This window comes from Peribacillus sp. 05N428, from assembly GCF_056397085.1.
Window position 1 is genome coordinate 87,332 of sequence record NZ_JBFTMS010000007.1, and the last position, 19,904, is coordinate 107,235.

Annotated in this window: 19 protein-coding genes and 2 riboswitches; of the genes, 18 read left to right on the forward strand and 1 reads right to left on the reverse strand. The window is 42.5% G+C overall.

The features are described from left to right. The first annotated feature begins 65 nt into the window (after window positions 1-65). On the forward strand, window positions 66-983 hold the full coding sequence (locus AC1DIV_RS09305) for a proline dehydrogenase (RefSeq protein ID WP_340878046.1): 918 nt from the start codon (window positions 66-68) through the stop codon (window positions 981-983). A gap of 49 nt (window positions 984-1,032) precedes the next feature. Here the strand turns inward: AC1DIV_RS09305 and AC1DIV_RS09310 are convergent, their stop codons facing one another. Further along, window positions 1,033-1,167, reverse strand: a complete 135-nt coding sequence (locus tag AC1DIV_RS09310; RefSeq protein ID WP_072273724.1) for a YuzL family protein — start codon at window positions 1,165-1,167, stop codon at window positions 1,033-1,035. A 161-nt stretch (window positions 1,168-1,328) separates the two neighbouring features. Between AC1DIV_RS09310 and AC1DIV_RS09315 the strand changes: the two genes are divergently transcribed. The 17 genes from AC1DIV_RS09315 (at window position 1,329) to sufB (ending at window position 19,813) form a co-directional block, all read left to right on the forward strand. Then, a complete protein-coding gene (locus AC1DIV_RS09315; RefSeq protein ID WP_477576202.1) occupies window positions 1,329-3,758 on the forward strand; it encodes a 3-hydroxyacyl-CoA dehydrogenase/enoyl-CoA hydratase family protein in 2,430 nt (809 codons plus the stop codon). A gap of 71 nt (window positions 3,759-3,829) precedes the next feature. Beyond that, a complete protein-coding gene (locus tag AC1DIV_RS09320; RefSeq protein ID WP_048688201.1) occupies window positions 3,830-5,008 on the forward strand; it encodes an acetyl-CoA C-acetyltransferase in 1,179 nt (392 codons plus the stop codon). A 69-nt stretch (window positions 5,009-5,077) separates the two neighbouring features. Then, window positions 5,078-6,865, forward strand: coding sequence for an acyl-CoA dehydrogenase family protein (locus AC1DIV_RS09325; protein WP_053536760.1), 1,788 nt, complete (start codon window positions 5,078-5,080; stop codon window positions 6,863-6,865). 141 nt (window positions 6,866-7,006) lie between these two features. Continuing rightward, window positions 7,007-7,363 (forward strand): arsenate reductase family protein, encoded by a 357-nt coding sequence (locus AC1DIV_RS09330; RefSeq protein WP_034310119.1) that lies wholly within the window; start codon window positions 7,007-7,009, stop codon window positions 7,361-7,363. A gap of 95 nt (window positions 7,364-7,458) precedes the next feature. Further along, window positions 7,459-7,842: a glycine cleavage system protein GcvH gene (gcvH, locus tag AC1DIV_RS09335; protein ID WP_053536759.1), complete on the forward strand. Its 384-nt coding sequence runs from the start codon at window positions 7,459-7,461 to the stop codon at window positions 7,840-7,842. Between the two features lie 94 nt (window positions 7,843-7,936). After that, window positions 7,937-8,302, forward strand: coding sequence for a toprim domain-containing protein (locus tag AC1DIV_RS09340; protein ID WP_323596225.1), 366 nt, complete (start codon window positions 7,937-7,939; stop codon window positions 8,300-8,302). A 3-nt stretch (window positions 8,303-8,305) separates the two neighbouring features. After that, window positions 8,306-8,614, forward strand: a complete 309-nt coding sequence (locus AC1DIV_RS09345; protein ID WP_063596108.1) for a thioredoxin family protein — start codon at window positions 8,306-8,308, stop codon at window positions 8,612-8,614. 144 nt (window positions 8,615-8,758) lie between these two features. Then, a riboswitch (SAM riboswitch) is annotated at window positions 8,759-8,866 on the forward strand. Between the two features lie 99 nt (window positions 8,867-8,965). Beyond that, window positions 8,966-10,276: an O-acetylhomoserine aminocarboxypropyltransferase/cysteine synthase family protein gene (locus AC1DIV_RS09350; RefSeq protein WP_340878044.1), complete on the forward strand. Its 1,311-nt coding sequence runs from the start codon at window positions 8,966-8,968 to the stop codon at window positions 10,274-10,276. Window positions 10,277-10,393: 117 nt separating this feature from the next. Beyond that, window positions 10,394-10,506, forward strand: a riboswitch (SAM riboswitch). Window positions 10,507-10,659: 153 nt separating this feature from the next. Beyond that, a complete protein-coding gene (locus AC1DIV_RS09355; protein WP_340878043.1) occupies window positions 10,660-11,694 on the forward strand; it encodes a methionine ABC transporter ATP-binding protein in 1,035 nt (344 codons plus the stop codon). After that, window positions 11,687-12,355 (forward strand): methionine ABC transporter permease, encoded by a 669-nt coding sequence (locus tag AC1DIV_RS09360; RefSeq protein WP_034310130.1) that lies wholly within the window; start codon window positions 11,687-11,689, stop codon window positions 12,353-12,355. The genes AC1DIV_RS09355 and AC1DIV_RS09360 overlap by 8 nt, the downstream gene beginning before the upstream one ends. Before the next feature lie 15 nt (window positions 12,356-12,370). Continuing rightward, a complete protein-coding gene (locus AC1DIV_RS09365; protein ID WP_251540413.1) occupies window positions 12,371-13,207 on the forward strand; it encodes a MetQ/NlpA family ABC transporter substrate-binding protein in 837 nt (278 codons plus the stop codon). Window positions 13,208-14,018: 811 nt separating this feature from the next. Beyond that, a complete protein-coding gene (locus tag AC1DIV_RS09370; RefSeq protein ID WP_474200037.1) occupies window positions 14,019-14,159 on the forward strand; it encodes a YuzK family famiily protein in 141 nt (46 codons plus the stop codon). Window positions 14,160-14,610: 451 nt separating this feature from the next. After that, window positions 14,611-15,396, forward strand: coding sequence for a Fe-S cluster assembly ATPase SufC (gene sufC, locus AC1DIV_RS09375; RefSeq protein ID WP_034310141.1), 786 nt, complete (start codon window positions 14,611-14,613; stop codon window positions 15,394-15,396). Between the two features lie 15 nt (window positions 15,397-15,411). Then, entirely contained in the window at window positions 15,412-16,713 is a 1,302-nt protein-coding gene (gene sufD, locus AC1DIV_RS09380; protein ID WP_034310144.1) for a Fe-S cluster assembly protein SufD, read from the forward strand. Beyond that, window positions 16,713-17,942, forward strand: coding sequence for a cysteine desulfurase (locus AC1DIV_RS09385; RefSeq protein ID WP_048688225.1), 1,230 nt, complete (start codon window positions 16,713-16,715; stop codon window positions 17,940-17,942). Before sufD ends, AC1DIV_RS09385 begins: the two co-directional genes overlap by 1 nt. Next, complete coding sequence (gene sufU, locus AC1DIV_RS09390; protein ID WP_323596211.1) at window positions 17,932-18,360, forward strand: Fe-S cluster assembly sulfur transfer protein SufU; 429 nt, start codon at window positions 17,932-17,934, stop codon at window positions 18,358-18,360. Before AC1DIV_RS09385 ends, sufU begins: the two co-directional genes overlap by 11 nt. Before the next feature lie 55 nt (window positions 18,361-18,415). Further along, window positions 18,416-19,813: a Fe-S cluster assembly protein SufB gene (sufB, locus tag AC1DIV_RS09395; protein ID WP_323596210.1), complete on the forward strand. Its 1,398-nt coding sequence runs from the start codon at window positions 18,416-18,418 to the stop codon at window positions 19,811-19,813. The last annotated feature ends 91 nt before the right edge of the window (window positions 19,814-19,904 follow it).

Genomic DNA, 19,904 nt, shown 5'->3' on the forward strand with positions numbered 1-19,904 from the left:
AATGGATTAAATGGTAAAATAATCTTGTGCATCTATTTTCCAAAATGATTTGGAGGGGAATGCAGATGGAAAGGATTTTGAAAAATCTATTCCTTTTTTTATCAAAGAATAAAGCTATGAAACAGGCTGCGAAAAAATACGGGCTGCGGTTTGGTGCATCTCGCTTCGTGGCAGGAGAATCCTTGTATATGGCATGTGATGTGATTGCTGAACTTAACCGGAAGGGGCTTGCTGTCACCATTGATTATTTGGGTGAATTCATTGAAGATGAACAAGAGGCAGGGAAGATGGCAGAAGAGTGCATCGAAGCCATCCGGATGATTGGCACAAATGACCTGGATTCACAGTTATCCCTGAAGCTGACCTCGATGGGCTTGGATGTGTCCGAACAAGTCGTAATGAATAACATGCGGAGAATCTTGGATGAAGCTAGAGCCCATCGTGTTTTCGTGACGCTTGATATGGAAGATTTTCCGCGCTGTCAGCCGACTTTGGATGTATTCAAAACCCTGAAGTCTGAATATAATGAATTGGGGACTGTCATTCAAGCTTATCTGTATCGGACTGAGAGGGATATTGAAGAGCTGGATGCATACCATCCGAATTTAAGACTTGTTAAAGGGGCTTATAAAGAACCAAGGGACGTGGCTTTTCCCGAAAAAAAAGATGTGGATGAGAATTTCAAGAAAATCATCAAGAAGCATATACAAAATGGAAATTACACAGCCGTTGCCACACATGATGATAAAATCATTGATTATACGAGGGACTTGGTCAAAGATCAGGGAATACCCCGGGATTCATTTGAATTTCAAATGTTATATGGCATCCGCACTGAAAAGCAGCTTGAACTTGTTAAAGAAGGATATAAGGTAAGGGTGTATGTTCCTTATGGTACGGATTGGTATGGATATTTCATGCGCCGCCTTGCGGAGAGGCCAGCCAATATTGCTTTCGTTTTAAAAGGCCTATTCAAGAAATAGGAAGCGAGAGCCGCCCCGGAAAAGGGACGGCTGCTCAACTCAAGAAGGATTATCTTTTGAACTGATTGTTTTGGCTGTTCACTTTATTGATTCCATGTTGACGTTCAGCGCCAGGGCCGGCATTGCCTTTAACACTTGCTGCGCTCACGGCTGCTTTAGAAGGATTATCTTTACGCTTCATTATATAAGTCACCTCCTGCCCGGTTATTTTTTACTGAACGGAGGAGAAATAACCGGAAGAACGCGGAGAAAAAAATATTTTTTCCTGTTTAATCATTGCGGAATTTCCAAATATATTCTATATTAGTAATAAGAAAAAATATTCAAAATTTTTTTGAATTAAAAATGAATGAACATTCATTCAATAAATTGTGTAAGGGGGATATAAACTTGGTTCGACAAATACGAAAGGCTGCTGTTCTAGGGTCAGGAGTTATGGGATCAGGGATTGCTGCACACCTTGCTAACATCGGCATTCCGACTTTATTATTGGATATTGTACCTCGTGAACTCACTGAGGATGAAAAGAAAAAGGGACTGACATTAGATAATAAACAAGTGCGTAACCGCATCAGCCAAACGGCGATTACGAAACTTTTAAAACAGAAACCAGCTCCGCTTTCGGCTAAGGGAAACATCGCGTTGATCGAGGCTGCAAACCTGGAAGATGATATAAGTCGTTTAAAGGATGTCGATTGGATCATCGAAGTGGTCGTTGAGAAGCTTGAGGTTAAGCAAAGTGTGTTCGCCCAGGTTGATCAGCATCGTAAACCAGGAAGCATCGTTTCTTCGAATACATCCGGAATTTCAATCGAAGCGATGGCAGAAGGACGTTCGGAGGACTTTCAAAAGCACTTCCTGGGAACTCACTTCTTCAATCCGCCGCGTTATCTTAAATTGTTGGAGATCATCCCTACTAAGGCAACTTCATCAGAAGTGCTCGACTATATGAAAAGATTTGGCGAAGATGTTCTTGGAAAAGGTGTTGTCGAAGCCAAGGATACCCCAAACTTCATCGCAAACCGCATTGGAACTTATGGTTTATTGGTCACTTTGAGGGAAATGCAAAAAGGCGGATACAGTGTCGGTGAGGTCGATTCGGTTACAGGTCCGTTGATTGGAAGGGCAACTAGCGCCACTTTCCGGACACTTGATGTCGTTGGATTGGATACCTTTGCACATGTTGCCAGAAACGTTTATGACCAGGTGGACGGAGAAGAAAAAGAAGTTTTCAAGATACCTGATTTCATGAATGAAATGCTTAAGAATGGGTGGCTTGGAAGCAAGTCAGGACAAGGATTCTTCTTGAAAAAAGGCAAGGAAATCCTTGAACTGAATCCCGAAACCCTTGAATATGCCGCACGAAAAAGATTAAAAACGCCTTCCATCGAAATGGCTAAACAGGCCAAGGGCTTGGATAATAAAATGAAAGCGCTTGTTTATAGCGAAGACCGTGCCGGCCAATTACTATGGAATGTCCTGAATCCGGCGCTTGTGTATTCTGCCCAGCTGCTTGGGGACATCGCGGATGACATCGTGGCGATCGATCAAGCGATGAAATGGGGATTTGGATGGTCCACAGGCCCATTTGAAACCTGGGATGCGATAGGTGTAGAAAAATCGGCAGCCCGAATGGAAGCGGAAGGCATAACCGTCCCGCAATGGGTGAAGGATATGCTCGCTAAAGGCATCAAGTCATTCTATAAAGAAGAAAATGGCATAGTTCACTATTATGATAATGGTGAATATAAAGAGCTTGTCGAAAATCCTAAAGTGATCAATCTTAAAGCGATCAAGAAGCAAAAAGGCGTAATCAAGAAAAACAGTGGTGCAAGCTTGATCGATATTGGCGATGGAGTGGCTCTGCTTGAATTCACTTCGCCGAATAATGCAATCGGTCTGGATATCATACAAATGATCAATGCCGCGGTTGAAGAAGCGGAAACGAATTTTAAAGGCCTGGTCATCGGAAACCAAGGAAAGAATTTCTGTGTCGGCGCTAATATTGCAATGATGCTGATGGAAGCGCAGGATGACAATATTTTTGAACTCGATATGGTCATCAGCCAATTCCAACAGGCGATGCTTAAAATTAAGTACAGTGCAGTTCCTGTAGTGGTTGCCCCGTTTAATATGACACTTGGCGGGGGTGCTGAAGTGTCCCTTCCGGCAGCGCGCATCCAGGCAACGACTGAAACGTATATGGGACTAGTGGAACCTGGTGTCGGCTTGATCCCAGGCGGCGGCGGGACTAAAGAACTTTATGTGAAGACTTTGAGGAATATGCCGAAGGGCGTTGACTTCGACTTACAGAAAGTGGCCAACCAAGTATTTGAAACGGTCGCCATGGCAAAAGTTTCGACCTCAGCCGAGGAAGCGAGGGGGAATAATTTCCTTAATTCATCTGATGGAATAAGCGTGAATGCGGATCATCAGCTATATGATGCGAAACAGGCGGTACTTTCCATGCATGAACAAGGCTATACCGCTCCAGCCCGCACAAAGATCCCTGTCGTAGGTGAAACTGGATATGCCGCACTGCTATTAGGGGCGGAATCCATGCGCCTTTCAGGATTCTTATCAGAACATGACCTTGTCATAGCCAAAGAGCTGGCATACGTCCTGGCAGGAGGAAAACTCCCATTTGGCACGGAAGTTGATGAACAGTATATCTTGAACCTGGAAAAACAGGCATTCCTAAAACTGATTTCGACTCCGAAATCCCAGGCAAGGATGCAGCACATGCTCGTTAAAGGTAAACCACTCCGTAATTGATGAATAGATGAAGAGATGGCCAAAACGAGATCGATAGATTGATAGCTTAAAAATGAGTAAGGGGGATCCTCATGAAAGAAGCGGTAATAGTAGCTGGAGCAAGGACTCCGGTAGGAAGAGCGAAAAAAGGTTCTCTTGCTAGTGTACGCCCTGATGATTTAGGGGCTCTTGTCGTAAAGGAAACGTTAAAGCGTGCAGGGAATTATGAAGGAACGATAGATGACCTGATTATCGGTTGTGCAATGCCTGAGGCGGAACAAGGATTGAACATGGCGCGTAACATTGGAGCATTGGCAGGATTGCCTTATACAGTACCGGCCATAACGATTAATCGCTACTGTTCAAGCGGTCTGCAAAGTATTGCATATGGAGCGGAAAGGATCATGCTCGGCCAAAGTGATACAGTCATTGCAGGCGGAGCGGAATCCATGAGCCTTTTGCCAATGATGGGCCATGTAACACGTCCGAACGCGAGACTTGCGGAAACGGCACCGGAATATTATATGGGTATGGGTCACACTGCTGAAGCCGTGGCAAAAAAATACGGCATTTCCCGTGACGATCAAGATGCATTTTCTGTTAGAAGTCATCAGAAGGCGGCTAAGGCCATTGCAGAAGGAAAGTTTTCCGATGAAATCGTACCGGTTGACGTTACCCTTCGTTCAGTGGGACCAGATCTTAAGTTAAAGGAAAAATCATTTACTTTTACACAGGATGAGGGCGTTCGTCCAGGAACGACTGCTGAAGTGCTGAAAAAACTAAGACCTGCATTCTCCGTTACAGGATCCGTAACAGCAGGGAATTCATCACAGACGAGTGATGGTGCAGCCGCGGTCATGGTCATGGACGGGGAAAAGGCTTCTTCCTTAGGGATGAAACCGATGGGTAAGTTCCGTTCCTTTGCTGTAGCAGGAGTACCGCCTGAAATTATGGGCATCGGACCGATTGCAGCCATACCTAAAGCATTGAAGCTAGCGGGTCTTGAGTTATCGGATATTGGTTTATTTGAATTGAATGAAGCCTTTGCTTCCCAATCCATTCAAATCATTCGTGAGCTTGGATTGAATGAAGAGATTGTCAATGTAAATGGAGGAGCCATCGCTTTAGGCCATCCACTAGGATGTTCGGGAGCAAAATTGACATTAAGCCTGCTTCATGAAATGAAGCGCAGAAACCAACAGTTCGGAGTCGTGACAATGTGTATCGGCGGCGGAATGGGTGCTGCCGGAGTGTTTGAATTAATGGCGTAATCCGACCCCTTCCGGAAGCTGTCATGCTTCCGGCGGGATCACTATCTTAAACACATAGGAGGAAATAACATGTCCAATCAAACTACAGATAACCTCATTAAAGGCGGGGCCTTTTTAATAGAAGATATTACGTATGATCAAGTGTTTACACCGGAAGATTATTCTGATGAGCATAAAATGATTGCCAAAACTTCCGAGGAATTCGTAGTGAATGAAATTCTGCCGCAGGTTGAACATTTAGAAAACCATGAGTTTGACCGTTCCGTTAAATTATTGAAGCATGCAGGTGAAATCGGTTTACTTGGTGCTGATGTTCCTGAGGAATACAGCGGATTGGGTCTCGATAAAATCAGTTCGGCATTGATTACGGAAAAAATGGCACTTGCAGGCGGTTTCGGAATTACGCATGGTGCACATGTAGGTATCGGCTCTTTGCCAATCGTATTATTCGGGAATGAAGACCAAAAGAAAAAATATCTTCCTTTACTGGCAACGGGTGAGAAGATTGCCGCGTATGCCTTAACGGAACCAAGCTCAGGTTCTGATGCCTTGGGAGCAAAAACGACAGCGAAATTGAATGCAGAAGGAACACACTATATTTTAAATGGCGAAAAACAATGGATTACAAATGCAGGTTTTGCAGATGTATTCTGTGTATACGCCAAAATCGACGGCGAACAATTCTCCGCTTTCATTGTTGAGCGTGATTATAAAGGCGTATCAACTGGGGCCGAAGAGAAGAAAATGGGGATCAAAAGCTCATCTACACGTACTTTAATCCTCGAAGATGTTCATGTACCAGTCGAAAACCTTTTGGGTGTAGCCGGAAAAGGGCATGTCATCGCTTTCAATATCCTGAATATCGGCCGCTATAAATTAGGTGTCGGTGCTGTCGGCGGATCTAAACGAGCCCTTGAGATTACAGCTGCTTATACGAATCAACGTCAACAGTTCAAAACGAAAATTTCCGATTTTAACTTGACGAAAGAAAAACTTGCAACAATGGCAGCGAAAATTTATGCGGCAGAAAGCTCTGTATATCGTACTGTTGGCCTTTATGATCAAAGACAAAGCAAATTGACGGATGAGCAAGTGAAAGATGGGAAATCAATGGCGGCTGCAATCGCTGAATATGCAATTGAATGTTCATTGAATAAATTCTTTGCTTCCGAAGTATTGGATTACGTTACGGACGAAGGCGTTCAGCTTCATGGCGGTTATGGTTTCATGCAGGAGTATGAAATTGAAAAAGCATATCGCGATTCCCGTATTAACCGGATCTTTGAAGGTACGAATGAAATCAATAGATTGCTTGTTCCGGGAACATTCCTGAAGAAAGCACTTAAAGGGGAATTGCCGCTACTTCAAAAAGCTCAAGGCCTGCAAGAGGAATTAATGATGATGATGCCGGAAGAACCTGGCGATGAGCCACTGGCACAAGAAAAAATGCTTGTTAGGAACGCGAAGAAAATCGGTATTTTGGCAGCTGGGCTTGCGGCACAGAAATACGGCAAAAATCTTGATCAAGAACAAGAAATCCTCTCCAACATTGCTGATATCACATCTCTTGCCTATGCAGCTGAATCCGTGGTATTGCGTACGGAAAAAGCAATTGCAGCTACAGGTCTGGAGAAGAACAAACAAAAAGTGCTTTACACGGAAATCTTCGTTCAGGAAGCTTTCAATGAAATAGAACAGCATGCAAAGGAAACGTTAATTGCGGTGGAAACAGGCGATACTCTTCGCATCATGCTTTCGTCGCTCCGTAAGCTGACAAGACACACTCCGATCAATGTCATTGCGAAAAAACGCGAAGCATCCGTCAAAGTAATCGAAACGGAAAAATATGCTCTTTAAGCAATAAGTCAGAATCCGTAAAGGGAATGCCCGAAAAGGCATTCCCTTTATTTCCTTTGATGAAATCGCATTGGAAATTCAAAAGACATTTCGTTGTATTGCGTGGTAAAAACGGGTATTCTATTGATAGGTGGTGAAATGATGGGCTTAACATTATATTGGTACCCAAAATGCGGTACATGCCGTAATGCGAAGAAGTGGCTGGATAATCATGAACTGCAATATGAAGCGATCCATATAGCGGATAATCCCCCTTCGCGAACTGAAATAGAACAACTATATAAAAACAGCAATTTGGAGTTGAAGAAGTTTTTCAATACTAGCGGTCAAAAATATCGGGAGCTAGGCTTAAAGGATAAGCTGAAAGAAGCTTCTGAAGCAGAGATGCTTGATATATTGTCCACAGATGGCATGCTTCTGAAAAGGCCGATCGTTACGGATGGCACCAAAGTGACGGTAGGTTTCAAAGAAGAGCAATTCGAACAGGTTTGGAACTGAAATTTCACGAAATATTTGGTTAATTCCTTACTTAAACAAACAATCTACCTTATAATGGAATAGATAAAATAAGATGTACATATGGAGGGTTAATTATGACAACAACACCAAAAGAACTTCGTTACACTAAAGAACATGAATGGGTCAAAACGGAAGATGGAACAGTGCGCATTGGAATTACGGCATTCGCACAGTCCGAGCTTGGGGACATCGTATTCGTTGAGCTTCCGGAAATCGGCGATGAATTGAAAGCGAACGAACCATTTGGAAGTGTTGAATCCGTTAAGACCGTTTCTGAGCTTTATGCACCTATCAGTGGCAAGGTTGTTGAAGTAAACGAAGATTTAAGTGACAACCCTGAATATGTAAATGAGTCTCCTTATGAAAAGGCATGGATGGTCGTGCTTGAACCATCTAATGTCAGTGATATTGAAAACTTGATGAGCGCTGAAGAGTATGAGAGTTTAATCAACGGTTAAAAAGAAAGGAGAGGGGGGACTGAAAAGGCCTGCTCTCTTTTTCATTTGTACAGTGGGTGAGTTGCGCACATAATTCGTGAGATGGAGTGATGACATGGAGTGGGGCGAATTCGATAAAGTGATCATTGTAGAAGGCAGTTCCGATAGAAGAAAAGTTGCCTCCGTTTTAAATGAAGATGTGGAAATAATATGTACGAATGGGACCATATCATTAACTAAGCTGGATGAATTAGTGGATGAATTGATGGACCGTGATGTTTATCTCCTTTTTGACGCAGATGAATCAGGAGAAAAGCTGCGGAAGCAGTTCCGAAGGGAAATGCCGGAAGCGAACCACCTGTATATTAATAAAATGTACAAAGAAGTGGAGAGCTCACCCGAACATCATATCGCAACTGTGCTCCTATCTGCCAATATGAATGTGAAAATGAAATTTCTAAGTCAAAGGGTGAACGACTAATTGATGCAAGAATGGAAAGAAGAAGAGTGTAAGCTTGCTGTTGAAAATGGGGAAACCTTTTGCTTATATTTATATACACCTTTATGCGGCACCTGTCAGGTGGCCTCCAAGATGTTGACGATATCCTTGGAGCTTTTTCCGGAATTGAAGGCAGGCAAAATGAATATGAACTATGTCCAAGCAATTGCCGAATCATATGAAATCGAAAGTGTTCCTTGCTTATTGCTTTTCAAAGAAGGGCAGCTGCACAAAAAAATATATGCCTTTCAATCCGTTCCTTATTTGTACGGATTGCTTAAGGAAATCAGCTAGGAAACCAATCAGAACCGCGGTTGGTTTTCTTTGTTGCTGACATTTGAATGAGAGAAGAGAAAAACAAAGAATATTCTAACAATTCATTGACTGATTTAATCTAAAATGCTATATTTTGAATTAAGTAATGGCAGAATTTAATAGTTCTTATCAAGAGTGGCGGAGGGACTGGCCCGACGAAGCCCGGCAACCGGTATAAATTTTTATATACGGTGCTAATTCCAGCAGAGTGTTGGCTCTGGTAGATGAGGTGTGTTCTTGAAACCTCTTCTTATTGAAGTGGTTTTTTTGTTTATAAAAAGCCAGATTTCATATAAATCCAACTAAATCCATAGAAAAAGGTGAAATTATATGTCAGAGAAAAAGTTGCGTTTCGAAACATTAAGTGTTCATGGCGGTCTCCAAGCTGATGAAACAGGTGCCCGTGCCGTTCCTATCTACCAAAGCAATGCATACTTGTTCAAGGACACCGACCATGCAGCGAATTTATTTGGCCTAAAGGAGAATGGCTATATATATACACGGCTTCATAATCCCACGGTCAGTGTTTTTGAGGAAAGGATGGCTTTATTGGAAGGCGGTATCGGCGGATTGGCAACGGCAAGCGGAATGGCCGCCATCTCACTTTCAATCCTGAATATCGCCGCTGCAGGGGATGAGATTGTTTCTGCCTCTACATTATATGGCGGTACGTATAACCTTTTTGAAAACACTCTTCCTAAATATGGGATCAAAGTGAAGTTCGTTTCTCCCGATGACCCTGAAAACTTCAAAAGGGCGATTACGCCAAGAACTAAAGCCATTTTTGCTGAAACGATCGGAAATCCAAGTTTGAGGGTGCTCGATATTGAAGCGGTAGCGGAAATTGCCCACGAAGCCGGCATACCTTTAATCATTGATAATACCTTCGCGACACCGTATCTTTGCAAACCAATTGATTTTGGAGCGGATATTGTCATCCATTCCGCTACAAAATGGCTTCTTGGAAATGGAACGACGCTAGGCGGTGTCATCGTGGATGGAGGGAAATTTGATTGGAACTCGCCGAACTACCCTGGCTTCACGGAGCCTGACCCAAGTTACGACGGTCTGGTATACGCCGAGGCAGTTGGACCTGCTGCATTCATAACGAAAGCCCGAGTCCAGTTACTCCGTGATTTGGGCCCAGCACTAAGTGCCCAAAGTGCATTCCAGTTTACGCTTGGACTTGAAACGCTGCATGTAAGGATGAAAGAGCATCTATCCAACACCAAGTCTGTCATAAACTATTTAAAAAACCATCCTGCCGTTACCTGGGTTTCACATCCTGGTGATGAGGATCATCCCGATAAAGCCCTTGCGGATAAGTATTTGCCAAAGGGAGCTGGATCTGTCGTGACATTTGGGATTCAAGGTAATCGCGAAGCTGGGGCAAAACTTATCAATTCGGTGGAATTATGGTCCCATGTGGCTAATGTGGGGGATGCGAAGAGCTTGATCATCCACCCAGCCAGTACGACCCATCAACAATTGAATGAGGCGGGTCTTGCGAAAGCGGGCGTAAGTGCCGATCAAGTCCGATTATCGATTGGGATTGAAAATGTAGACGACTTAATAGAAGATTTGGAGCAGGCAATTGAAAAGGCGACGAATATCGTCTCCTTGACTTCCAAATCGGTTTAAGTAAAGTTCCTGTTCATTCTTGTACTAGAAATAATATACATTGCGCTCCTTTTTTATCTATGATAAAATTTCTCCATACTAAAGAACTTAATGATGTACAAATATTCTATATATTAGCTCTTATCAAGAGAGGTGGAGGGATGTGCCCGATGAAACCCGGCAACCGACAAGGAGATTTCCTTGGAAAGGTGCCAATTCACACAAAGTTTAATCACTTTGGAAGATGAGAGGAAGGCCTGTTTCTTCACCTGCCTTTCTGCTCATGCAGAAAGGTTTTTTCTATTTTAATTGGGAAAACTTTTACATGATAGGAGAAACAGACTAATAATGTAGAGAAATCAACTAAGTTCATAGGTTTTATTGGATAAAAGAGGTGAGGGTTAATGATTACATTGACGAAAGTCAGTAAGCTGTTCCGAACAGGAAAAGGAAACAGTGAGACGATCAAGGCTGTAAATAATGTGAATGTTGAAATAAATAAAGGCGAGATTTTCGGTATCATCGGTTACAGTGGAGCGGGGAAAAGTACTTTGATCAGAATGCTCAATGGATTGGAAACACCGACAGAGGGATCCGTTGTGGTGGCTGAAAAGGAAATTTCAAAAATTAAAGGGGCTCAGCTCCGTAAGGCCCGTCAAGAAATCAGCATGATTTTCCAACATTTCAATCTATTATGGTCAAGGACCGTTCAGGAGAATATATCTTTCCCTTTGGAAATTGCAGGAGTTTCTAAACCTGAACGCACCAAGCGTGTGAACGAATTGATCAAGTTAGTCGGACTTGAAGGCAGGGAAAAGGCCTATCCTTCGCAATTAAGCGGAGGGCAAAAGCAAAGGGTGGGAATAGCCAGGGCTCTGGCAAATGACCCTAAAGTTCTGCTGTGTGATGAAGCGACTTCTGCATTGGATCCGCAGACTACCGACTCCATACTCGAATTGCTTGTTGACATCAATCAGCGTTTGGGATTGACGATCGTCTTGATTACGCATGAAATGCATGTAATACGTAAAATCTGCCATCGCGTCGCCGTGATGGAAAGCGGGCAGGTTGTTGAACAGGGTCCTGTCCTGGATGTCTTCAAGAATCCTAAAGAACAAATGACGAAGCGTTTCGTCCAACAGGTAACGGAACCGGAAGAAACGAAAGAAACGATGGACCATTTGCTCGAACGCTATCCAGCCGGCAAAGTGATTCAATTGACCTTTGTAGGTGATCATGCAGAAAGCCCATTGATCACCAAGCTTGTACGTAACTTCGAGTTGGATGTCAATATCGTTCAAGGTAAGATATCCCAAACAAGAAGCGGTTCATATGGAACATTGTTTATCCATCTAGATGGCAAAGAGGATGAAATGCTCCGCGCAATCGAATTCATTAGAGCACAGCAGGTAGGCGTGGAGGTGATTACTCATGCTTGAAGAATTATTGCCGAATGTTGATTGGGAAGACATCATTGAAGCTACGAAAGAAACGCTTTACATGACAAGCGTCTCTGTAGTGGCAACCTTTTTTATAGGCATAATACTAGGATTGATCCTTTTCCTGACAGGGAAGGGTAATATGTGGCAAAACCGGGCTGTCAACGGAGTCATGAGTGCTGTCGTCAATATATTCCGTTCCATTCCATTTCTTATTTTGATCGTGCTGCTCATTCCTTTCACTAAAGCGCTTGTCGGTTCCATGATCGGTGAGAACGCTGCACTGCCGGCACTTATTATCGGTGCGGCCCCATTTTATGCGCGTATGGTTGAAATCGGCCTCCGTGAAATCGATAAAGGTGTAATTGAAGCCGCTAAATCGATGGGGGCAAAAACGAGCACGATCATTTGGAAGGTCCTTCTTCCAGAGTCGATGCCTGCCCTTATTTCCGGGATTACGGTAACATCGATTGCATTGGTTGGATATACCGCGATGGCCGGGGTCATCGGCGCAGGCGGGCTTGGTAATCTAGCCTATTTGGACGGCTATCAAAGAAATCAAAATGACGTTACGCTTGTAGCGACGATCGTTATTCTAATTATCGTCTTCATAATTCAAATTATTGGAGATGTGATTACATCTAAATTGGACAAAAGATAAAGGGAGATGAATAGGATGAAAAAGTTTTTAGGATTTGCATTAATCTTAGTGTTATCTATCGCTTTGGCTGCTTGTGGAAGTGAAAAGGATAAAAGCGGCAGCGATACGGAAAAAGAATCGAAGAAAATAGTTGTAGGGGCATCCAATGTTCCTCATGCAGAAATCCTTGAGGAAGCTAAACCGCTTCTTAAAGAAAAAGGAATCGATTTGGAAATCGAAACATTCCAGGACTATGTTTTACCGAATAAGGCGTTGAATGATAAGGAATTGGATGCTAACTACTTTCAACACATTCCATATTTAGAGGGGCAAATTAAAGAAAATGGATATGACTTCGTCAATGCTGGCGGAATCCATATCGAGCCGATTGCTCTATATTCAAAAAAATATAAAAGCATTGATAAACTTCCGGAAGGCGCAACAATTATTATGAGCAGCTCTGTTGCTGATCATGGACGCGCTTTATCCCTTTTGGAAAAGAATGGCCTGATCACTTTGAAAGAAGGCATCGATAAAACGACGGCTACAACGAAAGACATCGTTGAAAATAAGAAAAACCTTAAATTCGATGCCGATTATGAAGCGGCCCTGCTTCCTAAAATTTATGAGAGCGGCGAAGGCGATGCAGTCTTGATCAACTCCAACTATGCAATTGACGCCGGTTTGAATCCGCTTGAAGATTCGATTGCGATTGAAGATTCCGAATCACCTTATGTGAATGTCATTGCCGTAAACAAAGGTGACGAAAATAAAGAAGCAATCAAAGCGCTTGTAGAAGTATTGCATTCTAAAGAAATTCAAGATTTCATTCTTAAAGAATACAAAGGTGCAGTTGTACCGGCGGATAAATAATTCGAGAAAGGCGACCTGATTTAACTCAGATCGCAGTTTAACAACAAAAAGGTTGCGGAATGGTCTCATTCCGCAACCTTTTTTTAGTGGATTTATACCGATAATAACCCTCTATATTTGTTGTTGAGTGCCAATGGGCAGGAGATAACTCTCATATTACACATAGTCATGGTTGCGGAATCTGCGTCAACAGCTTCAGGTTTTCCAGCTTTCTTAATCACTTGTTCAATCAGAGGCTCTTAATACGAGTATTTCCGGGTATTACTATCGTCCCAGCACAAATCCGTTACGGTCTGCTGACGCATAAATAAATAAGCGAGCTGGTTTGTCCGTTCAGCTTTCACATAGTGCGTCGCTCATGATTTTTAGTTTGTCTACAGTTTTTTAGATTTTTAGGTTTTCAAAATTTGAACGTTACTTTCCACTTCAGGCACTCGCTTTCCGCGGGCGGTCCGCCCTCGGCGCTTTTGCGCCTGCGGGGTCTCCCTTGGCTCGCTTTTCCCGCAGGAGTCTCGAACACCCGCTCCAATCCACTAAGACTAAACAATCAGATAGAATCACTTTCACCTACATTCTGTATTCCGTTCAATGCTGGTTAGGATTTCCATAATAAAGTGCCTCACTTCTCTAAGTTCGGATAATGATGATCCAGGTTGTTTCAGTCTGCACCTTAATTTAATTTCTTTCATGTTTAATCAGGAACGGAAAGGGTATATAGATAATGAAGGTGAAAAACTGATACACAAATTTGAAAGGATGGTTCACTATCAATACTCTGGATCTAAATGTAACAAGCGAAATGGAAAAGGCGATGCAGTCTTCACATGGGGTTGGCTACAGTGAGTACAGTAGAAACTTAGACCTCCGTATCGAGGTTGAGAAAGAACGGGATAGGGAACATGTAAAGTGCAACAAAATGGTCCAGGACCTACAACGCAAAATTCACGGCTAAGCATATAAAAGAATTCTTTAAAAGATCGGTCTGTAGAGGTAAAATGGAAAGTGGTCCATAAAATAAGGGTTTCCTTATTGGATAAACTTACATAATACCTGACAGTCCGATTTTTTTCTTTTTAAAGCGGAACGTTCATACCTTGCAATCGAATTCTTTGAACATATAGTAATAAGGACGAAGATTTGCCGAATAATAAGATAATTTTAACAAAAGCTAAAATAAGTATGAATATGCAGTAAACAGGCCATATCTGTTAGTATTGTAAGAATTGGACAGGTTTTTAACATGGCAGAAGTAGAAACCCCTATCTATTTAGTTGATTCCAAATTGGATTTGTTATAAAATTGGAATGAGAATAAAGTGAGAATGCTTTTACGTAAATTATAGTAATGAAAGTAATCTTTACTTTCTGGTAATAAAATTGGAATTAGTTCACGGAGGTATTATTATGTCAGCTTCTACATTAACGGTTAAAGATCTTCACGTATCAATTGAAGGCAAAGAGATTTTAAAAGGGGTAAACCTTGAAGTTAAAGGTGGAGAAATCCATGCGATCATGGGACCAAATGGAACTGGTAAATCCACTTTATCATCAGCAATCATGGGTCACCCTAAATATGAGGTAACTAGCGGAAGCATCACATTCGATGGTGAAGATGTTTTGGAGATGGAAGTAGACGAGCGCGCTCGTGTCGGTCTATTCCTAGCTATGCAATATCCAAGTGAAATCAGCGGTGTTACAAACGCAGACTTCTTACGTTCTTCCATTAACGCACGCCGTGAAGAAGGCGATGAAATTTCATTGATGAAATTCATCCGTCAAATGGACCAAAAAATGGAATTCCTTGAAATGGATGAAGATATGGCGCAACGCTATTTGAATGAAGGTTTCTCAGGCGGAGAGAAAAAACGCAACGAGATTCTTCAATTAATGATGATCCAACCTAAAATTGCAATCTTGGATGAAATTGATTCAGGTCTAGATATCGATGCACTTAAAGTCGTTTCAAAAGGTATCAACGAAATGCGCGGAGAAGACTTTGGATGCTTGATCATCACTCACTACCAACGTCTATTAAATTACATCACTCCTGATTTTGTACATGTAATGATGCAAGGGCGTGTCGTAAAATCAGGCGGTCCTGAACTTGCTGCCCGCTTGGAAGCGGAAGGTTATGACTGGATTAAACAAGAATTGGGCATTGAAGACGAAACTGTTGGCGAAGAAGCGTAAGTAGGAGGATTTGCAATGACTACAGAAACGAAATTACCGTTTGAACAAGAGGATATAAGCTCCTATTCAACTAAAAATAATGATCCAGCTTGGCTATCCGAGCTTCGGATTCAAGCGTTTTCTGAATTAGAAAAGCTCCCGATGCCAAAGCCGGACAAAACGAAAATCGATAAATGGAATTTCACTTCTTTCCAAACTCATACGGTTGAGAGTGAAGCTTTTGCCTCTTTAGAGGAGCTTCCGGAAGAAATTAAGTCCATCATTGAAGAAAATGAAAACTTATACATCCAACGCAATAATACGCCGGCACATATCAATCTGTCAGCAAATGTGAAAGAACAAGGCGTCATTTTTACGGATATTTTATCAGCGGCTCGTGATCATGCTGAGCTCGTGCAAAAATATTTCATGAAAGACGGCGTTAAAATAGATGAGCATCGTTTAACAGCACTTCATGCTGCATTAGTTAATGGGGGAGCATTCCTTTATGTTCCGAAAAATGTAGAAATCAAAGAGCCGATTCAATCGGTATTCCTTTTGGATAATCCAGATACTACACTTTTCAACCACGTCTTGATCGTAGCTGAAGATAATAGCTCTGTCACATATGTAGAGAACTATTTCTCAACCGTTGAGTCTAACGAAGGTGTTGCCAACATCGTAACTGAAGTATTTGCAAATGCGAATGCCAAGGTCCAATATGGTGCGGTCGATACCCTTTCTAAAGGCTTCACGACATATGTTAACCGCCGTGGAGTGGCTGGACGTGACGCCCGTATTGAGTGGGCGCTTGGCCTGATGAACGACGGAAATACGATTTCAGACAATACAACATATCTAATGGGCGATGGCTCTCACGGTGATACAAAAACCGTTGTAGTCGGACGCGGGGAACAAAAGCAGAACTTCACGACTGCCATCATTCATTATGGCAAACGCTCTGAGGGTTATATCCTTAAGCACGGTGTCATGAAAGAATCCGCATCCTCCATTTTTAATGGAATTGGGAAAATAGAGTATGGTGCTACAAAGGCCAATGCCGAACAAGAGTCACGCGTATTGATGTTAAGTGAAAAAGCACGCGGGGACGCCAATCCGATCCTCTTGATCGATGAAGATGATGTAACGGCTGGTCATGCTGCTTCCGTAGGCCGTGTCGACCCGCTTCAACTGTATTATTTAATGAGCCGTGGTATTACAAAGAAAGAAGCAGAAAGACTTGTCATTCACGGATTCTTGGCCCCTGTTGTTAACGAGCTTCCAATTGAGGGAGTCAAAAAACAATTAGTAGCGGTCATTGAAAGGAAAGTACAGTAATGAACCCATACGAAATTCGTAAGCTTTTTCCAATATTAGATCAAGAAGTCAATGGTCAGCCATTAGTTTATTTAGATAGTGCTGCAACCTCTCAAAAACCGGCTGCAGTGATTGAAGCGATTGAGCAATATTACCGCGGCTATAACTCGAATGTTCACCGCGGGGTGCATACACTAGGAACAAAAGCTACGGATGCGTATGAAGGTGCTCGTGAAAAGGTACGTAAATTCATTAATGCTTCTTCTACAGAGGAAATCATCTTTACCAGAGGCACAACGACTGCTTTGAATACTGTAGCAAGAAGTTACGGTGGCGCAAATATTAAAGAGGGTGACGAAATCGTCATCTCTTACATGGAGCATCACAGTAATATCATTCCGTGGCAGCAGCTTGCCAAAGAAAAAGGCGCTGTATTGAAGTATATTCCGCTTCAGGAGGATGGCACGATTTCCGTTGACGATGCGAGGGCTACAATTACGGAAGCAACGAAAATCGTGTCCATCATGCAGGTTTCGAATGTGCTTGGCGTTATCAATCCTGTGAAGGAAATCGCCCAAATTGCCCATGATCACAATGCTGTAATGGTAGTCGACGGGGCACAAAGCACGCCGCATCTAAAAGTGGATGTCCGTGATTTGGATTGTGATTTCTTTGCCTTCTCAGGTCATAAAATGGTCGGTCCAACAGGCATCGGCGCATTATATGGCAAGAAAGATCTTCTAGAAAAAATGGAACCGATCGAATTCGGCGGAGAGATGATTGATTTTGTAGGTTTGTATGAGTCTACATGGAAAGAACTCCCGTGGAAATTCGAAGGCGGTACCCCAATCATCGCCGGCGCCATCGGCATGGGGGCTGCCATTGATTTCTTGGAGGAAATCGGTTTGGATAATATTGAACGGCATGAACATAAGCTCGCCGCTTATGCAATGGAGAAAATGTCAGCAGTTGAAGGGCTGACCATTTATGGTCCTAAAGATGCAGAAAAGCGTGCTGGTGTAATTACCTTTAATATTGATGACGTACATCCACATGATGTCGCTACCGTTCTTGATGCAGATGGAATTGCTGTCCGTGCCGGTCACCACTGCGCACAGCCATTAATGAAATGGCTTGACGTATCAGCGACAGCAAGAGCAAGTTTCTATCTATATAACACGGAAGAAGATATTGATAAGCTTGTGTCCGGGCTTGTTAAAACGAAGGAGTATTTCAGTAATGTCTTTTGATAATCTTGATACACTTTACCGTCAAGTCATTATGGATCACTATAAGAAACCTCGTAATAAGGGCATGCTAGAAGATGGAAGCATGACAATCGATATGAATAATCCAACTTGCGGCGATCGGATTCGTTTAACGATGAAGATTGAAGATGGCAAGGTCAGCGATGTTAAATTCGATGGTGATGGTTGTTCGATATCCATGAGTTCAGCTTCCATGATGACTCAAGCCATTAAGGGCAAAGACGTTGAAACTGCTCTAGCGATGTCCGAGACTTTTTCCTTAATGATTCAGGGAAAAGAATACGACGATGAGATGGACCTTGGGGATATTGAAGCCCTTCAGGGTGTTTCTAAATTTCCTGCCCGAATCAAGTGTGCTACCCTAGCTTGGAAAGCCATGGAAAAGGGATTGAAGGAATAATTAAATTAAAATGAGCTGTTGTAATTCAGCCATTTGAAATGGAGGAATACGAGCTATGGCAAAGAAAATGCCTGATATCGGCGATTATAAATATGGCTTTGCGGATAAAGATGTTTCCATCTTCCGTTCAAAGCGTGGTCTGACAAAAGAAATCGTGGAAGAAATTTCTCGAATGAAGGATGAACCGAAATGGATGCTTGATTTCCGTTTGAAATCATTGGAGCATTTTTACAACATGCCAATGCCTCAATGGGGCGGCGACATGCAAAGCCTGAACTTTGATGAAATCACATACTATGTTAAGCCATCAGAGAAATCAGAGAAATCTTGGGATGAAGTTCCTGATGAAATCAAACAGACTTTTGATAAATTGGGAATTCCTGAAGCCGAACAAAAATACCTTGCCGGTGTATCTGCCCAATATGAATCTGAAGTGGTTTACCATAGCATGAAAGAAGAATTGGAAGACTTGGGTATCGTGTTTAAAGATACGGACTCAGCACTTCGTGAAAATGAAGATATCTTCCGTGAGCATTTCGGGAAAACGATCCCGCCTACTGACAATAAATTCTCTGCATTGAACTCGGCAGTTTGGTCAGGTGGATCATTCATCTATGTACCAAAAGGCGTTAAAGTGGATACTCCGCTTCAAGCTTATTTCCGGATCAACTCTGAAAACATGGGGCAATTCGAACGTACGCTAATCATTGTTGATGAAGGCGCATCCGTTCACTATGTAGAAGGTTGTACAGCTCCTGTTTATACAACTAACTCCCTTCATAGTGCGGTTGTTGAAATTGTAATCAAGAAAGATGCTTACTGCCGTTACACGACGATCCAAAACTGGGCAAACAACGTGTTTAACCTGGTTACGAAACGTGCGGTTTGTGACGCTAATGCAACAATGGAATGGATTGATGGTAACATCGGTTCCAAATTGACAATGAAATATCCTGCTGTCATCTTAAAAGGTGAAGGCGCTCGCGGTATGACATTATCGATTGCCATTGCAGGAAAAGGCCAACACCAAGACGCTGGAGCGAAAATGATTCACCTAGCGCCAAATACATCTTCAACGATTGTATCTAAATCAATTTCTAAACAGGGCGGTAAAGTAACATACCGTGGTATCGTTCATTTTGGACGTAAAGCGGATGGAGCTCGTTCCAACATTGAATGTGATACATTAATCATGGATAATCAGTCTACATCTGATACGATCCCTTACAATGAAATCTTGAATGATAACATTTCCCTTGAACACGAAGCGAAGGTTTCCAAAGTATCTGAAGAACAATTGTTCTACTTGATGAGCCGCGGAATTTCTGAGCAAGAAGCAACGGAAATGATCGTAATGGGCTTCATCGAACCATTTACAAAAGAACTTCCAATGGAATATGCGGTTGAAATGAACCGTCTGATCAAGTTCGAAATGGAAGGCTCCATCGGATAATGACCGACTGGCCTGCCTGTAAGGCGATTTAGAATAACCATTCATACAAAAGCCTGCCGGGTCTGACTGGCAGGCTTTTTGTTTTGAAATT